The following is a 17,015-nucleotide window of genomic DNA, read 5'->3' as shown; positions in this document are numbered from 1 at the left end:
CACGTGTCCGTCGTCGTCCACACCGGTAACCTCACACCTATGGCCTCACGTCCCTCCGCTGCCAAGAAGCAGCCCGCGAAGAAGGCGGCGGCTCCGGCGAAGAAGGCCGCTGCGAAAAAGGCTCCGGCGAAGAAGGCGCCCGCCAAGAAGGCCGCGGCGAAGAAGTCGGCGCCGCCACCGAAGCCTGCGCCGAACCCGACCGGGGGCATCTACAAGCTCGTACGCGCCCTCTGGCTCGGCGTCGCGCACGCCGTCGGTGCCGTTTTCCGCGGCATAGGGAACGGCGCCAAGAACCTTGACCCCGCACACCGCAAGGACGGCGTCGCCCTGCTGCTCTTCGGCATCGCACTGATCGTCGCCGCGGGAACCTGGGCCGACCTGCGCGGCCCCGTCGGCGACCTCGTCGAGATCCTGGTGACCGGCTCCTTCGGCCGCCTCGATCTGCTCGTGCCGATACTGCTCGCGGTCATCGCCGTGCGCTTCATCCGGCACCCCGAGAAGCCCGAGGCCAACGGCCGCATCGTGATCGGCCTGTCCGCACTCGTCATCGGCGTGCTCGGCCAGGTCCACATCGCCTGCGGCGCGCCCGCCCGCAGCGAGGGCATGCAGGCGATAAGGGACGCCGGCGGCCTCATCGGCTGGGCTGCGGCGACCCCGCTGACGTACACGATGGGCGAAGTGCTCGCCGTACCGCTGCTGGTGCTGCTGACGATCTTCGGTCTGCTCGTCGTCACGGCCACCCCGGTCAACGCGATCCCGCAGCGACTGCGGCTTCTCGGCGTGAAGCTCGGCATCCTCCACGACCCGGAGGACGACGAACTCAACGACGACGACGAGCGCTACGACGACCAGTGGCGCGACGCGCTGCCCCAGCGCACCCGCAGGCGCGGGCCCGCCCCGGAGCCGTACGACCCCGACGGCGCTGAGCAGGAGGCCCTCTCGCGGCGTCGGGGCCGCCCGCGGCGGTCCGCGGTGCCGCAGCCCGACATGGGGCGCTCGATGGACGCCGTGGACGTCGCCGCTGCCGCCGCTGCCGCGCTCGACGGCGCCGTCATGCACGGGATGCCGCCCTCGCCCATCGTCGCCGACCTCACGCAGGGCGTGAGCGTGGGCGACCGCGAGGAGACGACGCCCACCCCGACGCCGGTGCCGGCCGCGCGACCCAAGCAGGAGAAGCTGAAGGTCGAGGTCGCGGACCTCACCAAGCCCGCCCCCGAGGCTCCGAGTGAGCTGCCGCCGCGCGCCGAGCAGCTCCAGCTGTCCGGCGACATCACCTACTCGCTGCCCTCGCTCGACCTCCTCGAGCGCGGTGGTCCCGGCAAGGCGCGCAGTGCCGCCAACGACGCGGTGGTCGCCTCCCTCACGAACGTCTTCTCCGAGTTCAAGGTCGACGCCGCCGTCACCGGCTTCACGCGCGGGCCGACGGTCACGCGCTACGAGGTCGAACTCGGTCCCGCCGTGAAGGTCGAGCGGATCACCGCGCTGACGAAGAACATCGCGTACGCGGTCGCCAGCCCGGACGTGCGGATCATCAGCCCGATCCCGGGCAAGTCCGCGGTCGGCATCGAAATCCCCAACACCGACCGCGAGATGGTCAACCTCGGTGACGTGCTGCGCCTCGCGGCGGCCGCCGAGGACGATCACCCGATGCTGGTCGCGCTCGGCAAGGACGTCGAGGGCGGCTATGTGATGGCCAACCTCGCGAAGATGCCGCACGTCCTCGTGGCCGGAGCCACCGGTTCCGGTAAATCGTCGTGCATTAACTGCCTGATCACGTCAATCATGGTCCGCGCGACTCCCGAGGACGTCCGTATGGTCCTCGTCGACCCCAAGCGCGTCGAACTCACCGCGTACGAAGGCATTCCGCACCTGATCACGCCGATCATCACCAACCCGAAGCGGGCCGCCGAGGCGCTCCAGTGGGTCGTACGAGAGATGGATCTGCGCTACGACGACCTGGCGGCGTACGGCTTCCGGCACATCGACGACTTCAACGAGGCCATCAGGAACGGCAAGGTCAAGCCGCCCGAGGGCAGTGAGCGGGAGCTGCAGCCGTACCCGTACCTGCTGGTGATCGTCGACGAGCTCGCCGACCTGATGATGGTCGCGCCGCGTGACGTCGAGGACGCGATCGTCCGTATCACGCAGCTCGCGCGTGCGGCCGGCATCCACCTGGTCCTCGCCACGCAGCGGCCGTCGGTCGACGTCGTCACCGGTCTGATCAAGGCGAACGTGCCCTCGCGGCTCGCGTTCGCCACCTCCTCGCTCGCCGACAGCCGCGTCATCCTCGACCAGCCCGGTGCCGAGAAGCTCATCGGCAAGGGCGACGGGCTGTTCCTGCCGATGGGGGCCAACAAGCCGACCCGTATGCAGGGCGCTTTCGTGACCGAGGACGAGGTCGCGGCCGTCGTCCAGCACTGCAAGGACCAGATGGCGCCCGTCTTCCGGGACGACGTCACCGTAGGGACGAAGCAGAAGAAGGAGATCGACGAGGAGATCGGCGACGACCTGGACCTGTTGTGCCAGGCGGCCGAACTCGTGGTCTCGACGCAGTTCGGTTCGACGTCCATGCTCCAGCGGAAGCTGCGCGTCGGGTTCGCCAAGGCCGGTCGGCTCATGGACCTGATGGAGTCCAGAGGCATCGTCGGGCCGAGCGAAGGGTCGAAGGCTCGTGACGTTCTTGTGAAGCCTGATGAGCTGGACGGAGTGCTCGCGGTGATCCGCGGGGAGGCTTGAGGAAGAGCCCGTGTGGGTGGGGCGCCGATGTGCGATCGTGACTCACCCGTAAGGGATCATTGAGCAACCGTTTCCCTTCCGCGTACGTCAAGTTGAGGGAAGCGACAAGCGCGCACACCACCATCGGCGTGTCCGGCCATACCGATGGGCTAACAAGCTCCACCGCCCGGTTGCCCCACCCTTTCGCACCCCCCATAGACTGAACCTGCAGCACAGGTGGCTTAAACGCTCGAAAGGCGCCCCCGTGTCCATCGGCAACTCCCCTGAAGACGAGCGTCCGTTCGAAGACGACCGCGAGGCAGCCCGCCTCTCCGTCGGCCGCGCCCTCAAACAGGCGCGTATCGACGCCGGGCTGACCGTCGAGGACGTCACCAATGCCACCCGGGTCCGCATCGCGATCGTGCACGCCATCGAGGCGGACGACTTCGCCCCCTGCGGCGGAGACGTGTACGCGCGCGGGCACATCCGGACCCTGGCGAAGGCTGTCCACCTCGATCCGGCCCCGCTGCTCGAGCAGTACGACGCCGACCACGGCGGCCGCCCGGCCCCGACCCCGGCGGCGCCCCTCTTCGAGGCGGAACGCATCCGCCCCGAGCGGCGCGGGCCCAACTGGACCGCGGCGATGGTCGCCGCGATCGTCGCCGTGATCGGTTTCGTCGGGTTCACCGCCTTCAAGGGCGGGGACGACGACGGCGGCTCCAAGACGCAGGTCGCCGAGGGCTCCACGCCCACGACCAGCAAGTCCGCCTCGCCCACGCCCAAGAACAGCAAGTCCGACGTCCCGAAGTCCGACCCGTCGGACAGCGCTATCGCGGCCGCGCCCCAGGACAAGGTCACCGTCCAGGTCAGCGCCGCCGACGGACGCAGCTGGATCTCGGCCAAGGATCACAACGGCCGGCTCCTGTTCGACGGGCTCCTCAAGCAGGGCGACTCCAAGACCTTCCAGGACAGCGAGAAGATCAACCTCGTCCTCGGTGACGCCGGGGCGATCCAGCTCTACGTCAACGGCAAGAAGATCGAGGACGACTTCCAGCCCGGAGCGGTGGAGCGCCTGACGTATACGAAGGGCGACCCTCAGGTCGGATAACCCGGTCGGAACGGTTGAGTGCGCACGGGGTTGGCCAAGATCGGCCAACCCCGTCGACGTGGGCTGTCAGTGAGACAAAGTAGTCTTGAGCCCATGCCTGAACGCCGTACCGTCGCACTCGTCACCCTTGGCTGCGCCCGTAACGAGGTGGACTCGGAGGAGCTCGCAGGCCGCTTGGAGGCGGACGGCTGGGACCTCGTGGAGGACGCCGCGGACGCGGATGTCGCCGTCGTCAACACCTGTGGCTTCGTCGACGCCGCCAAGAAGGACTCCGTCGATGCCCTCCTGGAGGCCAACGATCTCAAGGGGCACGGGAGAACCCAGGCCGTCGTGGCGGTGGGCTGCATGGCCGAGCGGTACGGCAAGGATCTCGCCGAGGCCCTCCCCGAAGCCGACGGCGTGCTCGGCTTCGACGACTACGCGGACATCTCCGACCGCCTGCAGACCATCCTGAACGGCGGCATCCACGCCTCCCACACCCCGCGCGACCGGCGCAAGCTGCTGCCGATCAGCCCCGCCGAGCGCCAGGAGTCGGCCGCCGAGGTCGCACTGCCAGGACACGCTCCGGTGGACCTCCCCGAGGGCCTCGCGCCTGCCTCCGGCCCCCGTGCGCCCCTGCGCCGCCGGCTGGACGGCGCCCCGGTCGCCTCGGTCAAGCTCGCCTCCGGCTGCGACCGGCGCTGCTCCTTCTGCGCCATCCCGTCCTTCCGGGGCTCCTTCATCTCCCGCCGCCCGAGCGACGTGCTGAACGAGACGCGGTGGCTGGCCGAGCAGGGCGTCAAGGAGATCATGCTGGTCTCCGAGAACAACACCTCGTACGGCAAGGACCTGGGCGACATCCGCCTACTGGAGTCGCTCCTGCCCGAGCTCGCCGAGGTCGACGGCCTCGAGCGGGTGCGCGTCAGCTACCTCCAGCCGGCCGAGATGCGGCCCGGGCTGATCGACGTCCTGACCTCGACGCCGAAGATCACCCCGTACTTCGACCTCTCCTTCCAGCACTCGGCCCCCGGCGTGCTGCGTGCCATGCGCCGCTTCGGCGACACCGACCGCTTCCTGGAACTGCTCGACACCATCCGGAGCAAGGCTCCCGAGGCGGGCGTGCGCTCCAACTTCATCGTCGGCTTCCCGGGCGAGAGCGAGGACGACCTGGCGGAGCTGGAGCGGTTCCTGAACGGCGCGCGCCTGGACGCCATCGGCGTCTTCGGCTACTCCGACGAGGAGGGCACCGAGGCGGCGACGTACGAGAACAAGCTGGACGAGGACGTCGTCGCCGAGCGGCTGGCACGTGTCTCCCGGCTGGCCGAGGAGCTGGTCTCGCAGCGGGCCGAGGAGCGCGTGGGCGAGACCGTCCACGTGCTCGTGGAGTCCGTGGACGAGGAGGGTGTCTACGGCCGCGGGGCGCACCAGGCGCCGGAGACCGACGGCCAGGTGCTGCTCACGAGCGGCGAAGGTCTGAGCGTCGGCCGTATCGTCGAGGCCAAGGTGGTCGGTACGGAAGGTGTCGACCTGGTGGCCGAGCCACTGGCGGGCTCGCTCGCGTGTAGTGAGGAGGCGGGCAGATGACCGGAGTACCGGCATCGGCGGCGAACGGCTCCTCCGGCGCGCAGGGAGCGCCGGCGAGCCCGGCTCCGGGCGCCACGTCGGATGCCGTATCCGATGCTGCCGCCGTTGCAGGCTCCGATGCCGCGTCGGGCGGTGCGAAGCCGGCGCGGGGCGGCAAGATCGCGGCCGCGGCCGTCAACCAGGCCAGCGTCTGGAACATCGCCAATCTGCTCACCATGCTCCGGCTGCTCCTCGTGCCCGGCTTCGTCGCGCTGATGCTGGCCGACGGCGGGTACGACCCGGCATGGCGCTCGCTCGCCTGGGCGGCCTTCGCCATCGCCATGATCACCGACCTCTTCGACGGGCATCTGGCGCGCACCTACAACCTCGTCACCGACTTCGGAAAGATCGCCGACCCCATCGCCGACAAGGCGATCATGGGCGCTGCGCTGATCTGTCTCTCCTCGCTGGGCGACCTGCCGTGGTGGGTGACGATCGTCATCCTCGGCCGGGAACTGGGGATCACTCTGCTGCGTTTTCTTGTCATCCGGTACGGCGTCATCCCGGCCAGCCGAGGCGGCAAGCTCAAGACACTGACGCAGGGAGTGGCCGTCGGGATGTACGTCCTGGCGCTGACGGGCTGGCTGGCCACGCTGAGGTGGTGGGTGATGGCGGCCGCGGTCATCCTGACCGTGGTGACCGGGCTCGACTATGTGAGACAGGCCATTGTGCTGCGCAGGCAGGGAATCGCCGAGCGCAAGGCCGCGTTGGAGGAGACCGAAGCGTGAGTTCCTCGGCCGCCGACGTCGTGCGACTACTGACAGTGAAGGGTGAGACCCTCGCGGTCGCCGAGTCCCTCACGGGCGGGCTCGTTGCGGCGGAAATCACAGCCGCCGCCGGAGCGTCCAAGGCCTTCCGGGGTTCGGTGACCGCCTACGCCACCGAGCTGAAGCACCAACTGCTCGGTGTCGACGCCACCCTGCTGGCACAGCGAGGAGCGGTCGATCCGCAGGTCGCGGCCCAGATGGCGGCCGGAGTGCGCAAGGCGCTCGGCGCCGACTGGGGCCTTGCGACCACCGGTGTCGCCGGGCCCGAACCGCAGGACGGGAAGCCCGTCGGGACGGTTTTCATCGCTCTGGACGGCCCGTTCGAAGGCGCTTCCGGTTCTGCCGGTGGCGGAAAAGTCGAGGCCCTGCGGTTGAACGGCGACCGCGCGGAAATTCGTATGGAGAGTGTACGGAGCGTACTCGCACTGCTCCTGAAGGAGCTTGCGGGCGAACACACTGGGAATGAGCGGGCACAGGATACGGAACAGAACGGGGGGTTTTGATGTTTGCAGCCCTGAGTGAACACGACATCGCTCCCCGCACGGCCGCGGCGCAAGGCGGTACGGTGGGGCGAGAAGGATGCGGCTACGCGGTCCGAGGAGGGAGCCACCGATGATTCTGCTCCGTCGCCTGCTTGGTGACGTGCTGCGTCGGCAGCGCCAACGCCAGGGCCGTACTCTGCGCGAAGTCTCCTCGTCCGCCCGAGTCTCACTCGGCTATCTCTCCGAGGTGGAGCGGGGGCAGAAGGAGGCTTCCTCCGAGCTGCTCTCCGCGATCTGCGACGCGCTGGACGTACGGATGTCCGAGCTCATGCGGGAAGTGAGCGACGAGCTCGCCCTCGCCGAGCTGGCCCAGTCTGCTGGGGCCACCGAGCCTGTACCTGCGCCGGTTCGTCCGATGCTGGGTTCCGTGTCGGTGACCGGTGTGCCACCGGAACGGGTGACCATCAAGGCGCCCGCCGAGGCGGTGGACGTGGTCGCCGCCTGACGTTCGCGCGTGTGAGTGCGTGAGCCGACAAGCACGTGTGAGGCCCCGACCAGGGCCTTCCCGGGAAGAACCGGGGAGGTGCGGTCGGGGTTTTCGTGTTGTTCGGGACCTTGCACGGCTCGTTCGGGGGCCTCGTACGGCGTCACGGGTCCGTTTGCCGGTGCGGACCCGGACCGTCATGGTGGAGGCCTGCGGTGCGCCCGCGTGCTGTCCCTGCGCCCTGCCTTGCGGGCGAAGGCGGCGGTCTGGCTTCGGGGCTGGAGGTGGCAGTCCATGGCAGGTCCGATAGTGCGCCGGGGGGCTGCGCTCGGGCTCGGGGTGCTGTGGTGGTGGGCCGTGCTGCGGCTCGCGCTGTCGCCCGATGCGGGGGCGCTGGAGGGGGCGGTCGCCGCCGGGGGATGGGGGCTCAGTCTGCTGCCGGTGCACTGTGTGCCCAAGGCGCGGGCGACGGGGGCCCTCGAGACCGGGCGGTGGGGCAGTGCCTGGCGCGCGGTCCGGGTCACCACGGCATCGCCACCCCGCCGTTCGGACGCAGGATCTGGCCAGTCGTGAAGGATGACGCGTCGCAGGCGAGGTAGAGCACGGTGTGGGCGACGTCCTCCGGTTCGCCGACCCGGCCCAGAGGGGACATGCGGGCCATCAGCGCCTCGGTCTGTGCCTGCGCCTCGGCTTCGTGGCGGTCGGTCATGGGCGTGCGGGTCCAGCCGGGCGCGACCGCGTTGACGCGGATCCCGTGCCGGCCGACCTCGCTCGCCAGCGTCTTCGTGAGCTGCACCACGGCTGCCTTGGCCGCGCCGTAGCAGAGCAGACCGGGACGGCCTGTGTCGATGGCGCTGGAGGCCATGGTGATGATGCTGCCGCCGGTCTCCTGGGCCAGCATCGCGCGGGCCGCCTCCTGGCAGGCGTACAGGACTCCCTTGAAGTTGACGTCCAGCACGCGGTCGAGGTCCTCGTCCAGGGTCTCCAGGACCGGGCTGCTGTGCATGATCCCCGCTATGGCGGCCATCACGTCCAGGCGCTCGCAGGAGGCGACGGCCTGGCGGAACTGTTCGCGGTCGGTGACGTCGAGATGGTGGGTACGGGCGCTGCCGCCGGCGTCCTTGATCAGGGTCGCCGTCTCGTGCAGGCCCTGTGCGTCGCGGTCGGCGCAGTGGACGGTGGCGCCGGCTTCGGCAAGCAGTACGGCCGAGGCGCGGCCGATGCCGCCGGCGGCCCCGGTGACGAATGCGGTGCGTCCGGTGAGGTCGTACGCCTTGACGGGCATGAAGGGACGGTACGAGGGTTTCTGACGGGTCGTCAATTGGTCGTACGGCGTGGGGTTCCGCGCGGTGGGGCGGGGTTCGGGGCCGGTCCCGTCTGGCAGGCCGGACACCAGTAGGTGGGGCGGTCGCGGGAGCCGTCGCCCTGGTCGGCCACCCGGATCGACGTCTGGCAGCGCAGGCAGGGGCGGGGTGCGCGGCCGTACACGAAGAGGTCCTGGCCGCGGCGGCCCGTCGTGGTGCGGACCGGGCGGTCGCGGTTGGCCTCCAGGAGCTTTTTGGCGAGCGCGGGCAGCTTCGCGGCGCGCTCGGTGGGCAGGGCGCCGACCGGCAGCCACGGGGTAGCGCCGAGCAGGAAGCAGAGCTCGCTCTTGTACACGTTGCCGATGCCGGCGAGGTTGCGCTGATCGAGCAAGGCCTCGCCCAGGGGGCGGGCGGGGTCGGCGAGGAGGTTCGCCAGGGCCTGGTCCGGGTTCCAGTCCGGGCCGAGGAGGTCGGGGCCGAGGTGGCCGACGACGCGCTGTTCGTCGGTGGTGCGGAGGAGGTCGAGGACGGGGAGGCGGTAGCCGACGGCTGTGCGGTCGGTGTTGCCCAGGATCACGCGGATCTGGTGGGACGGCCCGCCACTCCAGCGCCGGCCGTTCGCGTACACCTTCCAGGAGCCGTCCATCTTGAGGTGCGAGTGGAGCGTCAGGCCGCCCTCGATACGGGTCAGGAGGTGCTTGCCGCGCGGGGTGACGTCCAGGACGGTGCGGCCGGTCAGGTCGGCCGTGGCGTACCTGGGCACCCGGAGGTCGCTGCGGGTCAGCACCTTGCCCGCGAGCGCGATGTGCAGGCGCTTCGCGGTCTGCCAGACGGTGTCTCCTTCGGGCATGGGTCAAGGGTGGCATGGGTGGGCGCGGCGGGGGTGAGGATGCGGGGTCGGGTGGGATCGGGGTGATGGGTGGGGCGGAGTTCGTGGCCGCGTGGCGGTCGGGGGTGTGTGGATGCGGGGGTTACGGGCGCGCGGTGGGGTGGTGGGGCGCTTTGGTTGTGGCGGTGTGGTCGGGTGCGCTTCGGTGTCGGCTTCGTGGGCGGGAGAGGAGGCTGTGAGTGGTGGTGTGGTGGGGGCCTTTTGGCGGTGGGCGCGGGATGTCGGCGAGCGAGGGGTGGAGTCGTGGGCGCGGGCGGAGACCGGAGGGGTGGCTGCTGGGCTCCTTGCCGGCGGGGCGGGGCGTCGGTTGGCGCGTGGTGGGTCTATGCGGGTGGGCGCAGGCCGGGGCCCGGCTCTTGTCGGCGGGGGCGGGTCGGCGGTGGGCGTGTGGTGGCTGGGCCTGCGTGCGGGCGGAGGCTGCGTGGGGTTGGTGCTGGGCTTCTCGTCGGCGGGGCGGGTCGCTGGCCGGTGTGCGGTGGCTCGTGCGTGCGGGCGGAGGCTGCGGCGGGGTTCGTGCTGGGGTCCTTGTCGGGGCATGCGGGCCGCCGCCGGGTGCGCGGTGGGTCAGGCGCGTAGGCGGAGGCCGCGTGGGGTGGCGATGAAGCCTGCTGCTTCCAGGAGCGTGCCGATGGGGGATGTCAGGGCCGAGGTGCCGTTGACCCGCTCCACCGTGACCGTGCCGAGGGAACCCGCTCGGGCGGCTGCGGCGAGGGCTGCCGCGGCCGACTGCAGGCGGGGGTCTTCGGTGGCCGTGCTGTCGGGGGCGGCGGGCCAGGCCAGCAGGGTCTTGCCGCCGCGCTCCATGTAGAGAGCCAGTTCGCCGTCGACGAGGACCACCAAGGAGCCCGCCTTGCGGCCCGGCTTGTGGCCCGCGCCGGTCGGCGGTTCCGGCCAGGGGAGCGCCGCGCCGTACGCGTTCGCCGGGTCGGCGGCGGCCAGGACGACGGCCCGGGAGTCGGGGGTGGGTTGGGTGCGGCGGCTCGCGAAGGCGGATCCGTATGCGCTGCCGTACGCGGAGCCCGCGCCGCCTCGTGGGCCGCCTGCGCCCGGGGAAGCGAGGTCGCGGGGCGATGTGTATTCGTCGCGCGAGGTGGGGGTGTCCGGGAAGCTGAAGTCTTCGTGGAAACCGGTGATGTCGAACTCGGAGTTGTTCTGCTGGGCGCGGCTTCCCGGCGGGGTGCTGGGGGTGGACCCGGCGGTCGGATCGAAGCCGCCGCGTGAGCCGAAGCCGGAGGATGCAAAACCGTCCTGGGTGCCGTCGCCGAAGGGGTGCGATGCGAAGCCGTCGGGGGTGCCGTCGCCGAAGGACTGGGGCGGCAGCGTCTCGCCGCGCTCTCGGGCGTTCGACACCGCGCGCAGGCGGTCCACGGCGCCGTCCATCGCGAACTGGGCCGCGCCGAGTCCCTCCACCACGTAGCCGCGCCGGGCCTGACCGCTCTCCTCGAAGGCGGACAGGATGCGGTACGTCGCCGAGAAGCCGCCCTCGACTCCTTCCGCGGCGACGGCTCCCCGGGTGACCACACCGTGCCGGTCCAGGAGCGTCCGGGCGAGGGCGTGTGCGCGCACCGTGGGGTCGGCCTCGCGGGACGGGAGCAGGGACCAGCGGCCGGCGACGGTGGGCGGACCGCTGCGGGAGGCGGGGCGGGCGGCGGCGGTCAGGGAGCCGTAGCGGCCGCGCGGGGCGGCGCGCTTGGCGCGGTGGGCGGTGGAGCCGGCCGTGCGGCCCGAGCCGAGCAGGGAGCGCATGGGGGCCAGCGTGTCGTTCGTGAGATGTCCGGACCAGGCCAGGTCCCAGACTGCGTCGGCCAGTTGGGGATCGGTGGCTTCGGGGTGGGTGGTGGCGCGGACCTGGTCGGCGATCTGGCGGAAGAACAGACCGTAGCCTCCCGACAGGGCGTCCAGGACGGACTGGTGCAGCGCCGTCAGCTCCAGGGGGTGCGGTGGGGGCAGGAGCAGGGGGGCCGCGTCCGCGAGGTACAGCGAGACCCAGCCGTCCTTGCCGGGGAGCGCGCCCGCTCCGGCCCACACCAACTCCCCGGCGGAGGTGAGTTCGTCGAGCATCGCGGGCGTGTAGTTCGCGACGCGGGACGGCAGGACCAGCTTCTCCAGGGCCGACGCGGGCACGGACGCGCCCTGCAACTGCTCGACGGCACGCACCAGTCCGTCGATGCCTCGCAGTCCGTGCCCCTTGCCGATGTGCTGCCACTGGGGGAGGAACTGCGCGAGTGCCGCCGGGGCAACCGGCTCCAGCTCGTGCCGCAGCGCGGCCAGTGAACGGCGGCGCAGACGGCGCAGTACGGCCGCGTCGCACCACTCCTGGCCGATGCCTGCCGGATGGAACTCCCCTTGTACGACACGGCCGTTCGCGGCGAGCCGCTGCAACGCGCCCTCCGTCACCGCCACGCCCAGGCCGAAGCGGGCCGCCGCCGTCGCCGATGTGAAGGGGCCGTGGGTGCGGGCGAAGCGGGCGAGCAGGTCGCCGAGCGGGTCCTTGACCGGTTCCGTGAAGGCCTCCGGGACGCCGACCGGCAGGGCCGTGCCGAGGGCGTCGCGGAGGCGGCCCGCGTCTTCGATCGCCGCCCAGTAGTCGGCGCCGGCGATACGGACCCGGATCACGCGGCGGGCGCCGGCCAGCTCCTGGGCCCACTGCGGTTCGGCGCCCCGCTCGGCCAACTCGGCGTCGGTGAGCGGGCCGAGCAGGCGCAGCACGTCCGCGACGCCCTCGGCGTCCTTGACGCGCCGGTCCTCGGTGAGCCACTGGAGCTCCCGCTCCAGCTCGGTGAGCACCTCGGCGTCGAGCAGCTCGCGCAGCTCCGCCTGGCCCAGCAGCTCGGCCAGCAGCCGCGAGTCCAGGGACAGCGCGGCGGCGCGCCGCTCGGCGAGCGGTGAGTCTCCCTCGTACAGGAACTGGGCGACGTACCCGAAGAGGAGGGAGCGGGCGAAGGGGGACGGCTCGGGGGTGGTGACCTCGACCAGGCGGACCTTGCGGGATTCCAGGTCGCCCATCAGCTCGACGAGGCCGGGGACGTCGAAGACGTCCTGGAGGCACTCGCGGACCGCCTCCAGGACGATCGGGAACGAGCCGAACTCGCTGGCCACCTGGAGCAGTTGGGACGCGCGCTGGCGCTGCTGCCACAGCGGGGTGCGCTTGCCCGGATTGCGGCGCGGCAGCAGCAGTGCACGGGCGGCGCACTCGCGGAAGCGGGACGCGAACAGGGCGGAGCTGCCGACCTGGTCGGTGACGACCTGGTCGACCTCGCCCTTGTCGAAGACGACGTCCGCCGCGCCGACGGGTGCCTGGTCGGCGTCGTACTCCGTGCCCGCCTTCATGGGCTCCTGGTCGAGCAGATCCAGACCCATGAGGTCGGCATCCGGCAGGCGCAGCACGATGCCGTCGTCGGCGTGCATGACCTGCGCGTCCATGCCGTAGCGCTCGGAGAGCTTGGCCCCGAGCGCCAGCGCCCACGGGGCGTGCACCTGGGCGCCGAAGGGCGAGTGGACGACGACCCGCCAGTCGCCGAGCTCGTCGCGGAAGCGCTCCACGACGATCGTGCGGTCGTCGGGGACGTGGCCGCAGGCCTCGCGCTGCTCGTCGAGGTAGGACAGGACGTTGTCCGCGGCCCAGGCGTCCAGGCCCGCCGCGAGGAGGCGCAGGCGGGCGTCCTCCTTCGGCAGTGAGCCGACCTCGCGCAGGAACTGGCCCACCGCGCGGCCCAGTTCGAGCGGACGGCCCAGCTGGTCGCCCTTCCAGAAGGGGAGCCGGCCCGGGACGCCCGGCGCGGGGGAGACCAGGACGCGGTCGCGGGTGATGTCCTCGATGCGCCAGGAGCTGGTGCCGAGCGTGAAGACGTCGCCGACGCGGGACTCGTAGACCATCTCCTCGTCGAGCTCGCCGACCCGGCCGCCGCCCTTCTTGGGGTCGGCCCCGGCGAGGAAGACCCCGAAGAGACCGCGGTCGGGGATCGTGCCCCCGGAAGTGACGGCGAGGCGCTGCGCGCCGGGGCGGCCGGTGACCGTGCCGGCGACGCGGTCCCAGACCACGCGCGGCCGCAGCTCGGCGAAGGCGTCGGAGGGGTAGCGGCCGGCGAGCATGTCCAGGACGGCCGTGAAGGCGGATTCGGGCAGTGACGCGAAGGGGGCCGCGCGGCGGACCGTGGTCAACAGGTCGTCGACCTGCCAGGTGTCCAGGGCCGTCATGGCGACCACCTGCTGGGCCAGGACGTCCAGGGGGTTGGCGGGCACTTTGAGGGACTCGATGGAGCCGGTGCGCATGCGCTCGGTGACCACCGCCGCCTGGACGAGGTCGCCGCGGTATTTCGGGAAGACGACGCCCGTGGAGACCGCGCCGACCTGGTGTCCCGCGCGGCCGACGCGCTGCAGGCCGGAGGCGACGGAGGGCGGCGACTCGACCTGGACGACCAGATCGACCGAGCCCATGTCGATGCCCAGCTCGAGGCTGGAGGTGGCGACCACGGCGGGCAGCCGGCCCGCCTTGAGGTCCTCCTCGACCAGGGCGCGCTGCTCCTTGGAGACCGAGCCGTGGTGAGCACGCGCGATGACGGCCGGCGCGCCCTGGGCCGCGCCCGAGCCGCCCATGAGCTCGGCCGGGGCGTGATGCTCGTCCAGAGGTTCGCCCGTCGCCCGCTCGTACGCGATCTCGTTGAGCCTGTTGCACAGACGCTCCGCTAGGCGGCGGGAGTTGGCGAACACGATCGTCGAGCGGTGGGCCTGGACGAGATCGGCGATCCGCTCCTCCACGTGCGGCCAGATCGACGGGCGCTCCGTGCCCTCGGAGCCGTCGGCGACCGGGGAGCCGCCCAGCTCGCCCAGGTCCTCGACCGGGACGACGACCGAGAGGTCGAACTCCTTGCCCGACTTCGGCTGGACGATCTCCACCTTGCGGCGCGGCGAGAGGTAGCGGGCGATCTCGTCGACCGGGCGGACCGTCGCCGAGAGGCCGATGCGGCGGGCCGGCTTCGGCAGGATCTCGTCCAGCCGCTCCAGGGAGAGCGCGAGATGCGCGCCGCGCTTGGTGCCCGCAACCGCGTGCACCTCGTCGAGGATCACCGTCCCGATGCCGGTCAGCGCATCGCGCGTGGCCGACGTCAGCATCAGGAACAGGGACTCCGGGGTGGTGATCAGGATGTCCGGCGGCCGGGTGGACAGGGCGCGGCGCTCGGCCGCGGGGGTGTCGCCGGAGCGGATGCCGACCTTGACCTCGGGCTCGGGCAGGCCCAGCCGGACGGATTCCTGGCGGATGCCGGTCAGAGGGCTGCGGAGGTTGCGCTCGACGTCGACCGCCAGGGCCTTGAGCGGTGAGACGTACAGGACGCGGCAGCGCTTCCTGGGGTCGGCCGGTGGCGGTGTCGAGGCCAGCTGGTCCAGGGCGGCGAGGAAGGCGGCCAGCGTCTTGCCGGAACCGGTGGGGGCGACCACCAGCACGTCGGAGCCTGCTCCGATGGCCTGCCACGCGCCCGCCTGGGCCGCGGTGGGCGCGGAGAAGGCCCCCGTGAACCAACCGCGGGTCGCGGGGGAGAAGCCGTCCAGGGCTCGGTGTGCGGAGCTGACCATGCGTCCATCCTGCACCCGCCCACTGACAATGGTGCTGAACTGCGGTTTCGCTGCGCTGGGCTCGCGCCGGGCGCGTTCGGGTCCGTCGTGGGTCGGGGGCTGCGGGTGGGTGCCGGGCGCGCGGGACGAGGCTGCCTTGCATCGGCCTGGCGGAGAATGGGGGGCATGGCGGGTTCGGGGAAGGAGTTGGCGCGGCACTGGCGGTACGCCGATCTGCCGGGGGTCGACCTGCTGCGGGCCCGATACGTCCACAAGACGTTCGTGCGGCATACGCATGAGCAATTCGTCATTGCCGCTATTGCCGACGGTGTGGAGGTCTTTCACCATCGCGGGGCCGATGTGTACGCGGGGGCCGGGGCGCTCGCTCTGGTCAATCCCGATACGCCCCACACGGGGCGGGCCGGCGTGCCCGAGGGGTGGCGGTACGGGGCCGTGTATCCGTTGCCCGAGGTGGTCGGCGAGATCGCCGCCGAGACCACGCTCATTCGTGGGACGCCTGGTTTCGTCAGTCCGGTGCTCGATGATCCGTACACGGTCCGGCTGGTGCATCAGGTGCTGCGGGCCGCGGACGACGGCAATGCGCTGGCCGCCGATACGCTGCTGCGGGTCGCCGTGACTCGGCTGCTGCGGCTCAATGGTGGGCCGTTGCCGCAGCGGGAGGTGCGGACGGCGGGTGCCCGGATCGCGGCACGCGCGCGTGCCGTGCTGGAGGAGCGGCTGGCCGAGCCACCGACCCTGGAGAGGCTGGCGGCCGATCTCGGCACCAGTCCGTTCGCGTTGCTGCGGGCGTTCCGGGACGCCTATGGGATGCCGCCCCACGCCTGGCTGACGGACGCCCGGGTGCGGCATGCGCGGCGGCTGCTCGATGCCGGTACGGCGCCCGCGGAGGCCGCTGTCGCCGTCGGGTTCACCGACCAGCCGCATCTGAACCGGCACTTCACCCGGATCGTCGGAGTGCCCCCGGGTGCGTACCGGCGTGAGCGCAAGAACGTACAAGACGCGCGAGGGCGGCTGCTCCTACTGTCCGAGGCGTGGCAGAACAGACAGCTCTCGCAGACATACGTCCCGAAGGCGGAGGAAAACCGGACGCCGCCGTCGTCCGGGACGCCCTCGGAGTAGGCGTCGCCGTAGGACTGTCCGGCTTCGCCTTCGGGGTGACCTCGGCCGGCAGCGGGCTCACGGTGCTGCAGACCTGCGCACTCAGCCTCCTGGTGTTCACCGGCGCCTCCCAGTTCGCGCTCGTGGGGGCGCTCGCGGCCGGGGGCAACCCGCTCACGGCGGCCGCCGGCGCCTTCTTCCTGGGCGTGCGCAACGCCTTCTACGGGCTGCGGCTGTCACAGTTGCTCGCCCTCCCGCGCGCGGTGCGGCCGTTCGCCGCCCAGTGGGTCATCGACGAGACGACCGCGGTCACGCTGGCGCAGCCCACGCGGCGCAGTGCGCGGATCGGGTTCGCCGTCACCGGGCTGAGCCTGTACGTGCTGTGGAACCTCACCACGCTGCTCGGCGCACTGGGCGCCAGGGCCATCGGGGACACGGATGCCTGGGGCCTCGACGCCGCCGGGCCCGCCGTCTTCCTGGCGCTGCTCGCGCCGATGCTGAAGACCATCACCGAGCGCGTCGTCGCGGGCCTGGCCGTCGTCCTGGGGCTCGGTCTGCTGCCTGTGCTGCCCGCCGGTGTGCCCGTCCTGGTTGCCGCGCTCGCCGCTCCTGCCGTCCTGTGCCTGCAGGGCCGCCGCGGGCGCACAGCACGCAACGACCCAGAAGAGGAAGCGCGTTGAACACCTGGATCGCGATCGGTGCGACCGCCCTCGGCTGCTACGCCGTCAAGCTCGTCGGCCTGCTCGTGCCCGCGGGCGCCCTTGAGAGGCCGCTCGTCAAGCGTCTGGCCGCTCTCCTGCCGGTGGCCCTTCTCGCCGCGCTCACGGCCCAGCAGACCTTCGCCGACGGGCACACCCTGGTGCTCGACGCACGGGTTGCGGGGCTCGCCGCGGCGGCCCTTGCACTGGTTCTGCGCGCCCCGTTCCTGCTCGTCGTGGCGGCGGCAGTGATCGTGACCGCCGGGGTGCGGGCCATGGGTGGGTGACGGCACCCGG

At 71.7% G+C, this 17,015-nt stretch carries 13 protein-coding genes; 10 read left to right on the top strand and 3 right to left on the bottom strand.

Features of this window, described 5'->3' with window-relative positions; translation table 11 throughout:
* The first annotated feature begins 39 nt into the window (after positions 1-39).
* The 7 genes from ACFY1L_RS16905 (at position 40) to ACFY1L_RS16875 (ending at position 7,731) form a co-directional block, all read left to right on the top strand.
* Positions 40-2,736 carry a DNA translocase FtsK gene (locus ACFY1L_RS16905; RefSeq protein WP_388824001.1) on the top strand — a complete coding sequence of 899 codons (2,697 nt, stop codon included), beginning with the start codon at positions 40-42 and terminating at the stop codon, positions 2,734-2,736.
* Positions 2,737-2,980: 244 nt separating this feature from the next.
* Positions 2,981-3,823 (top strand): helix-turn-helix domain-containing protein, encoded by an 843-nt coding sequence (locus tag ACFY1L_RS16900; protein WP_388823999.1) that lies wholly within the window; start codon positions 2,981-2,983, stop codon positions 3,821-3,823.
* A 93-nt stretch (positions 3,824-3,916) separates the two neighbouring features.
* Positions 3,917-5,386, top strand: coding sequence for a 30S ribosomal protein S12 methylthiotransferase RimO (gene rimO, locus ACFY1L_RS16895; protein WP_388823997.1), 1,470 nt, complete (start codon positions 3,917-3,919; stop codon positions 5,384-5,386).
* Positions 5,383-6,153: a CDP-diacylglycerol--glycerol-3-phosphate 3-phosphatidyltransferase gene (gene pgsA, locus ACFY1L_RS16890; RefSeq protein WP_388823995.1), complete on the top strand. Its 771-nt coding sequence runs from the start codon at positions 5,383-5,385 to the stop codon at positions 6,151-6,153. Before rimO ends, pgsA begins: the two co-directional genes overlap by 4 nt.
* A complete protein-coding gene (locus ACFY1L_RS16885) occupies positions 6,150-6,695 on the top strand; it encodes a CinA family protein (protein ID WP_388823993.1) in 546 nt (181 codons plus the stop codon). Before pgsA ends, ACFY1L_RS16885 begins: the two co-directional genes overlap by 4 nt.
* A gap of 109 nt (positions 6,696-6,804) precedes the next feature.
* Positions 6,805-7,179, top strand: coding sequence for a helix-turn-helix domain-containing protein (locus ACFY1L_RS16880; RefSeq protein ID WP_388823991.1), 375 nt, complete (start codon positions 6,805-6,807; stop codon positions 7,177-7,179).
* Between the two features lie 273 nt (positions 7,180-7,452).
* On the top strand, positions 7,453-7,731 hold the full coding sequence (locus ACFY1L_RS16875) for a hypothetical protein (RefSeq protein WP_388823989.1): 279 nt from the start codon (positions 7,453-7,455) through the stop codon (positions 7,729-7,731).
* Here ACFY1L_RS16875 and ACFY1L_RS16870 read toward each other — a convergent pair.
* The 3 genes from ACFY1L_RS16870 to ACFY1L_RS16860 all read right to left on the bottom strand — a co-directional run bounded on the left by ACFY1L_RS16870 (position 7,679) and on the right by ACFY1L_RS16860 (position 14,922).
* Positions 7,679-8,443 (bottom strand): SDR family NAD(P)-dependent oxidoreductase, encoded by a 765-nt coding sequence (locus ACFY1L_RS16870; protein ID WP_388823987.1) that lies wholly within the window; start codon positions 8,441-8,443, stop codon positions 7,679-7,681. The genes ACFY1L_RS16875 and ACFY1L_RS16870 overlap by 53 nt on opposite strands.
* 32 nt (positions 8,444-8,475) lie before the next feature.
* Positions 8,476-9,312: an Fpg/Nei family DNA glycosylase gene (locus tag ACFY1L_RS16865; RefSeq protein WP_388823985.1), complete on the bottom strand. Its 837-nt coding sequence runs from the start codon at positions 9,310-9,312 to the stop codon at positions 8,476-8,478.
* A gap of 603 nt (positions 9,313-9,915) precedes the next feature.
* Entirely contained in the window at positions 9,916-14,922 is a 5,007-nt protein-coding gene (locus tag ACFY1L_RS16860) for an ATP-dependent helicase (protein ID WP_388823983.1), read from the bottom strand.
* Positions 14,923-15,087: 165 nt separating this feature from the next.
* Here ACFY1L_RS16860 and ACFY1L_RS16855 point away from each other — a divergent pair, with 165 nt between their 5' ends.
* The 3 genes from ACFY1L_RS16855 to ACFY1L_RS16845 are packed head-to-tail and all read left to right on the top strand — an operon-like array spanning position 15,088 to position 17,005.
* Positions 15,088-16,041 carry an AraC family transcriptional regulator gene (locus ACFY1L_RS16855; RefSeq protein ID WP_388823981.1) on the top strand — a complete coding sequence of 318 codons (954 nt, stop codon included), beginning with the start codon at positions 15,088-15,090 and terminating at the stop codon, positions 16,039-16,041.
* On the top strand, positions 15,954-16,700 hold the full coding sequence (locus tag ACFY1L_RS16850) for an AzlC family ABC transporter permease (protein WP_388823979.1): 747 nt from the start codon (positions 15,954-15,956) through the stop codon (positions 16,698-16,700). Before ACFY1L_RS16855 ends, ACFY1L_RS16850 begins: the two co-directional genes overlap by 88 nt.
* On the top strand, positions 16,697-17,005 hold the full coding sequence (locus tag ACFY1L_RS16845) for an AzlD domain-containing protein (protein WP_388823977.1): 309 nt from the start codon (positions 16,697-16,699) through the stop codon (positions 17,003-17,005). The genes ACFY1L_RS16850 and ACFY1L_RS16845 overlap by 4 nt, the downstream gene beginning before the upstream one ends.
* Positions 17,006-17,015: the final 10 nt, after the last annotated feature.

Origin of the sequence: Streptomyces sp. NPDC001663 (assembly GCF_042893105.1) — a bacterium.
Classification (GTDB): Bacteria; Actinomycetota; Actinomycetes; order Streptomycetales; family Streptomycetaceae; genus Streptomyces.
Note: the sequence above shows the minus strand (reverse complement) of the source record. Positions and strands in the feature narration are given on the sequence as shown.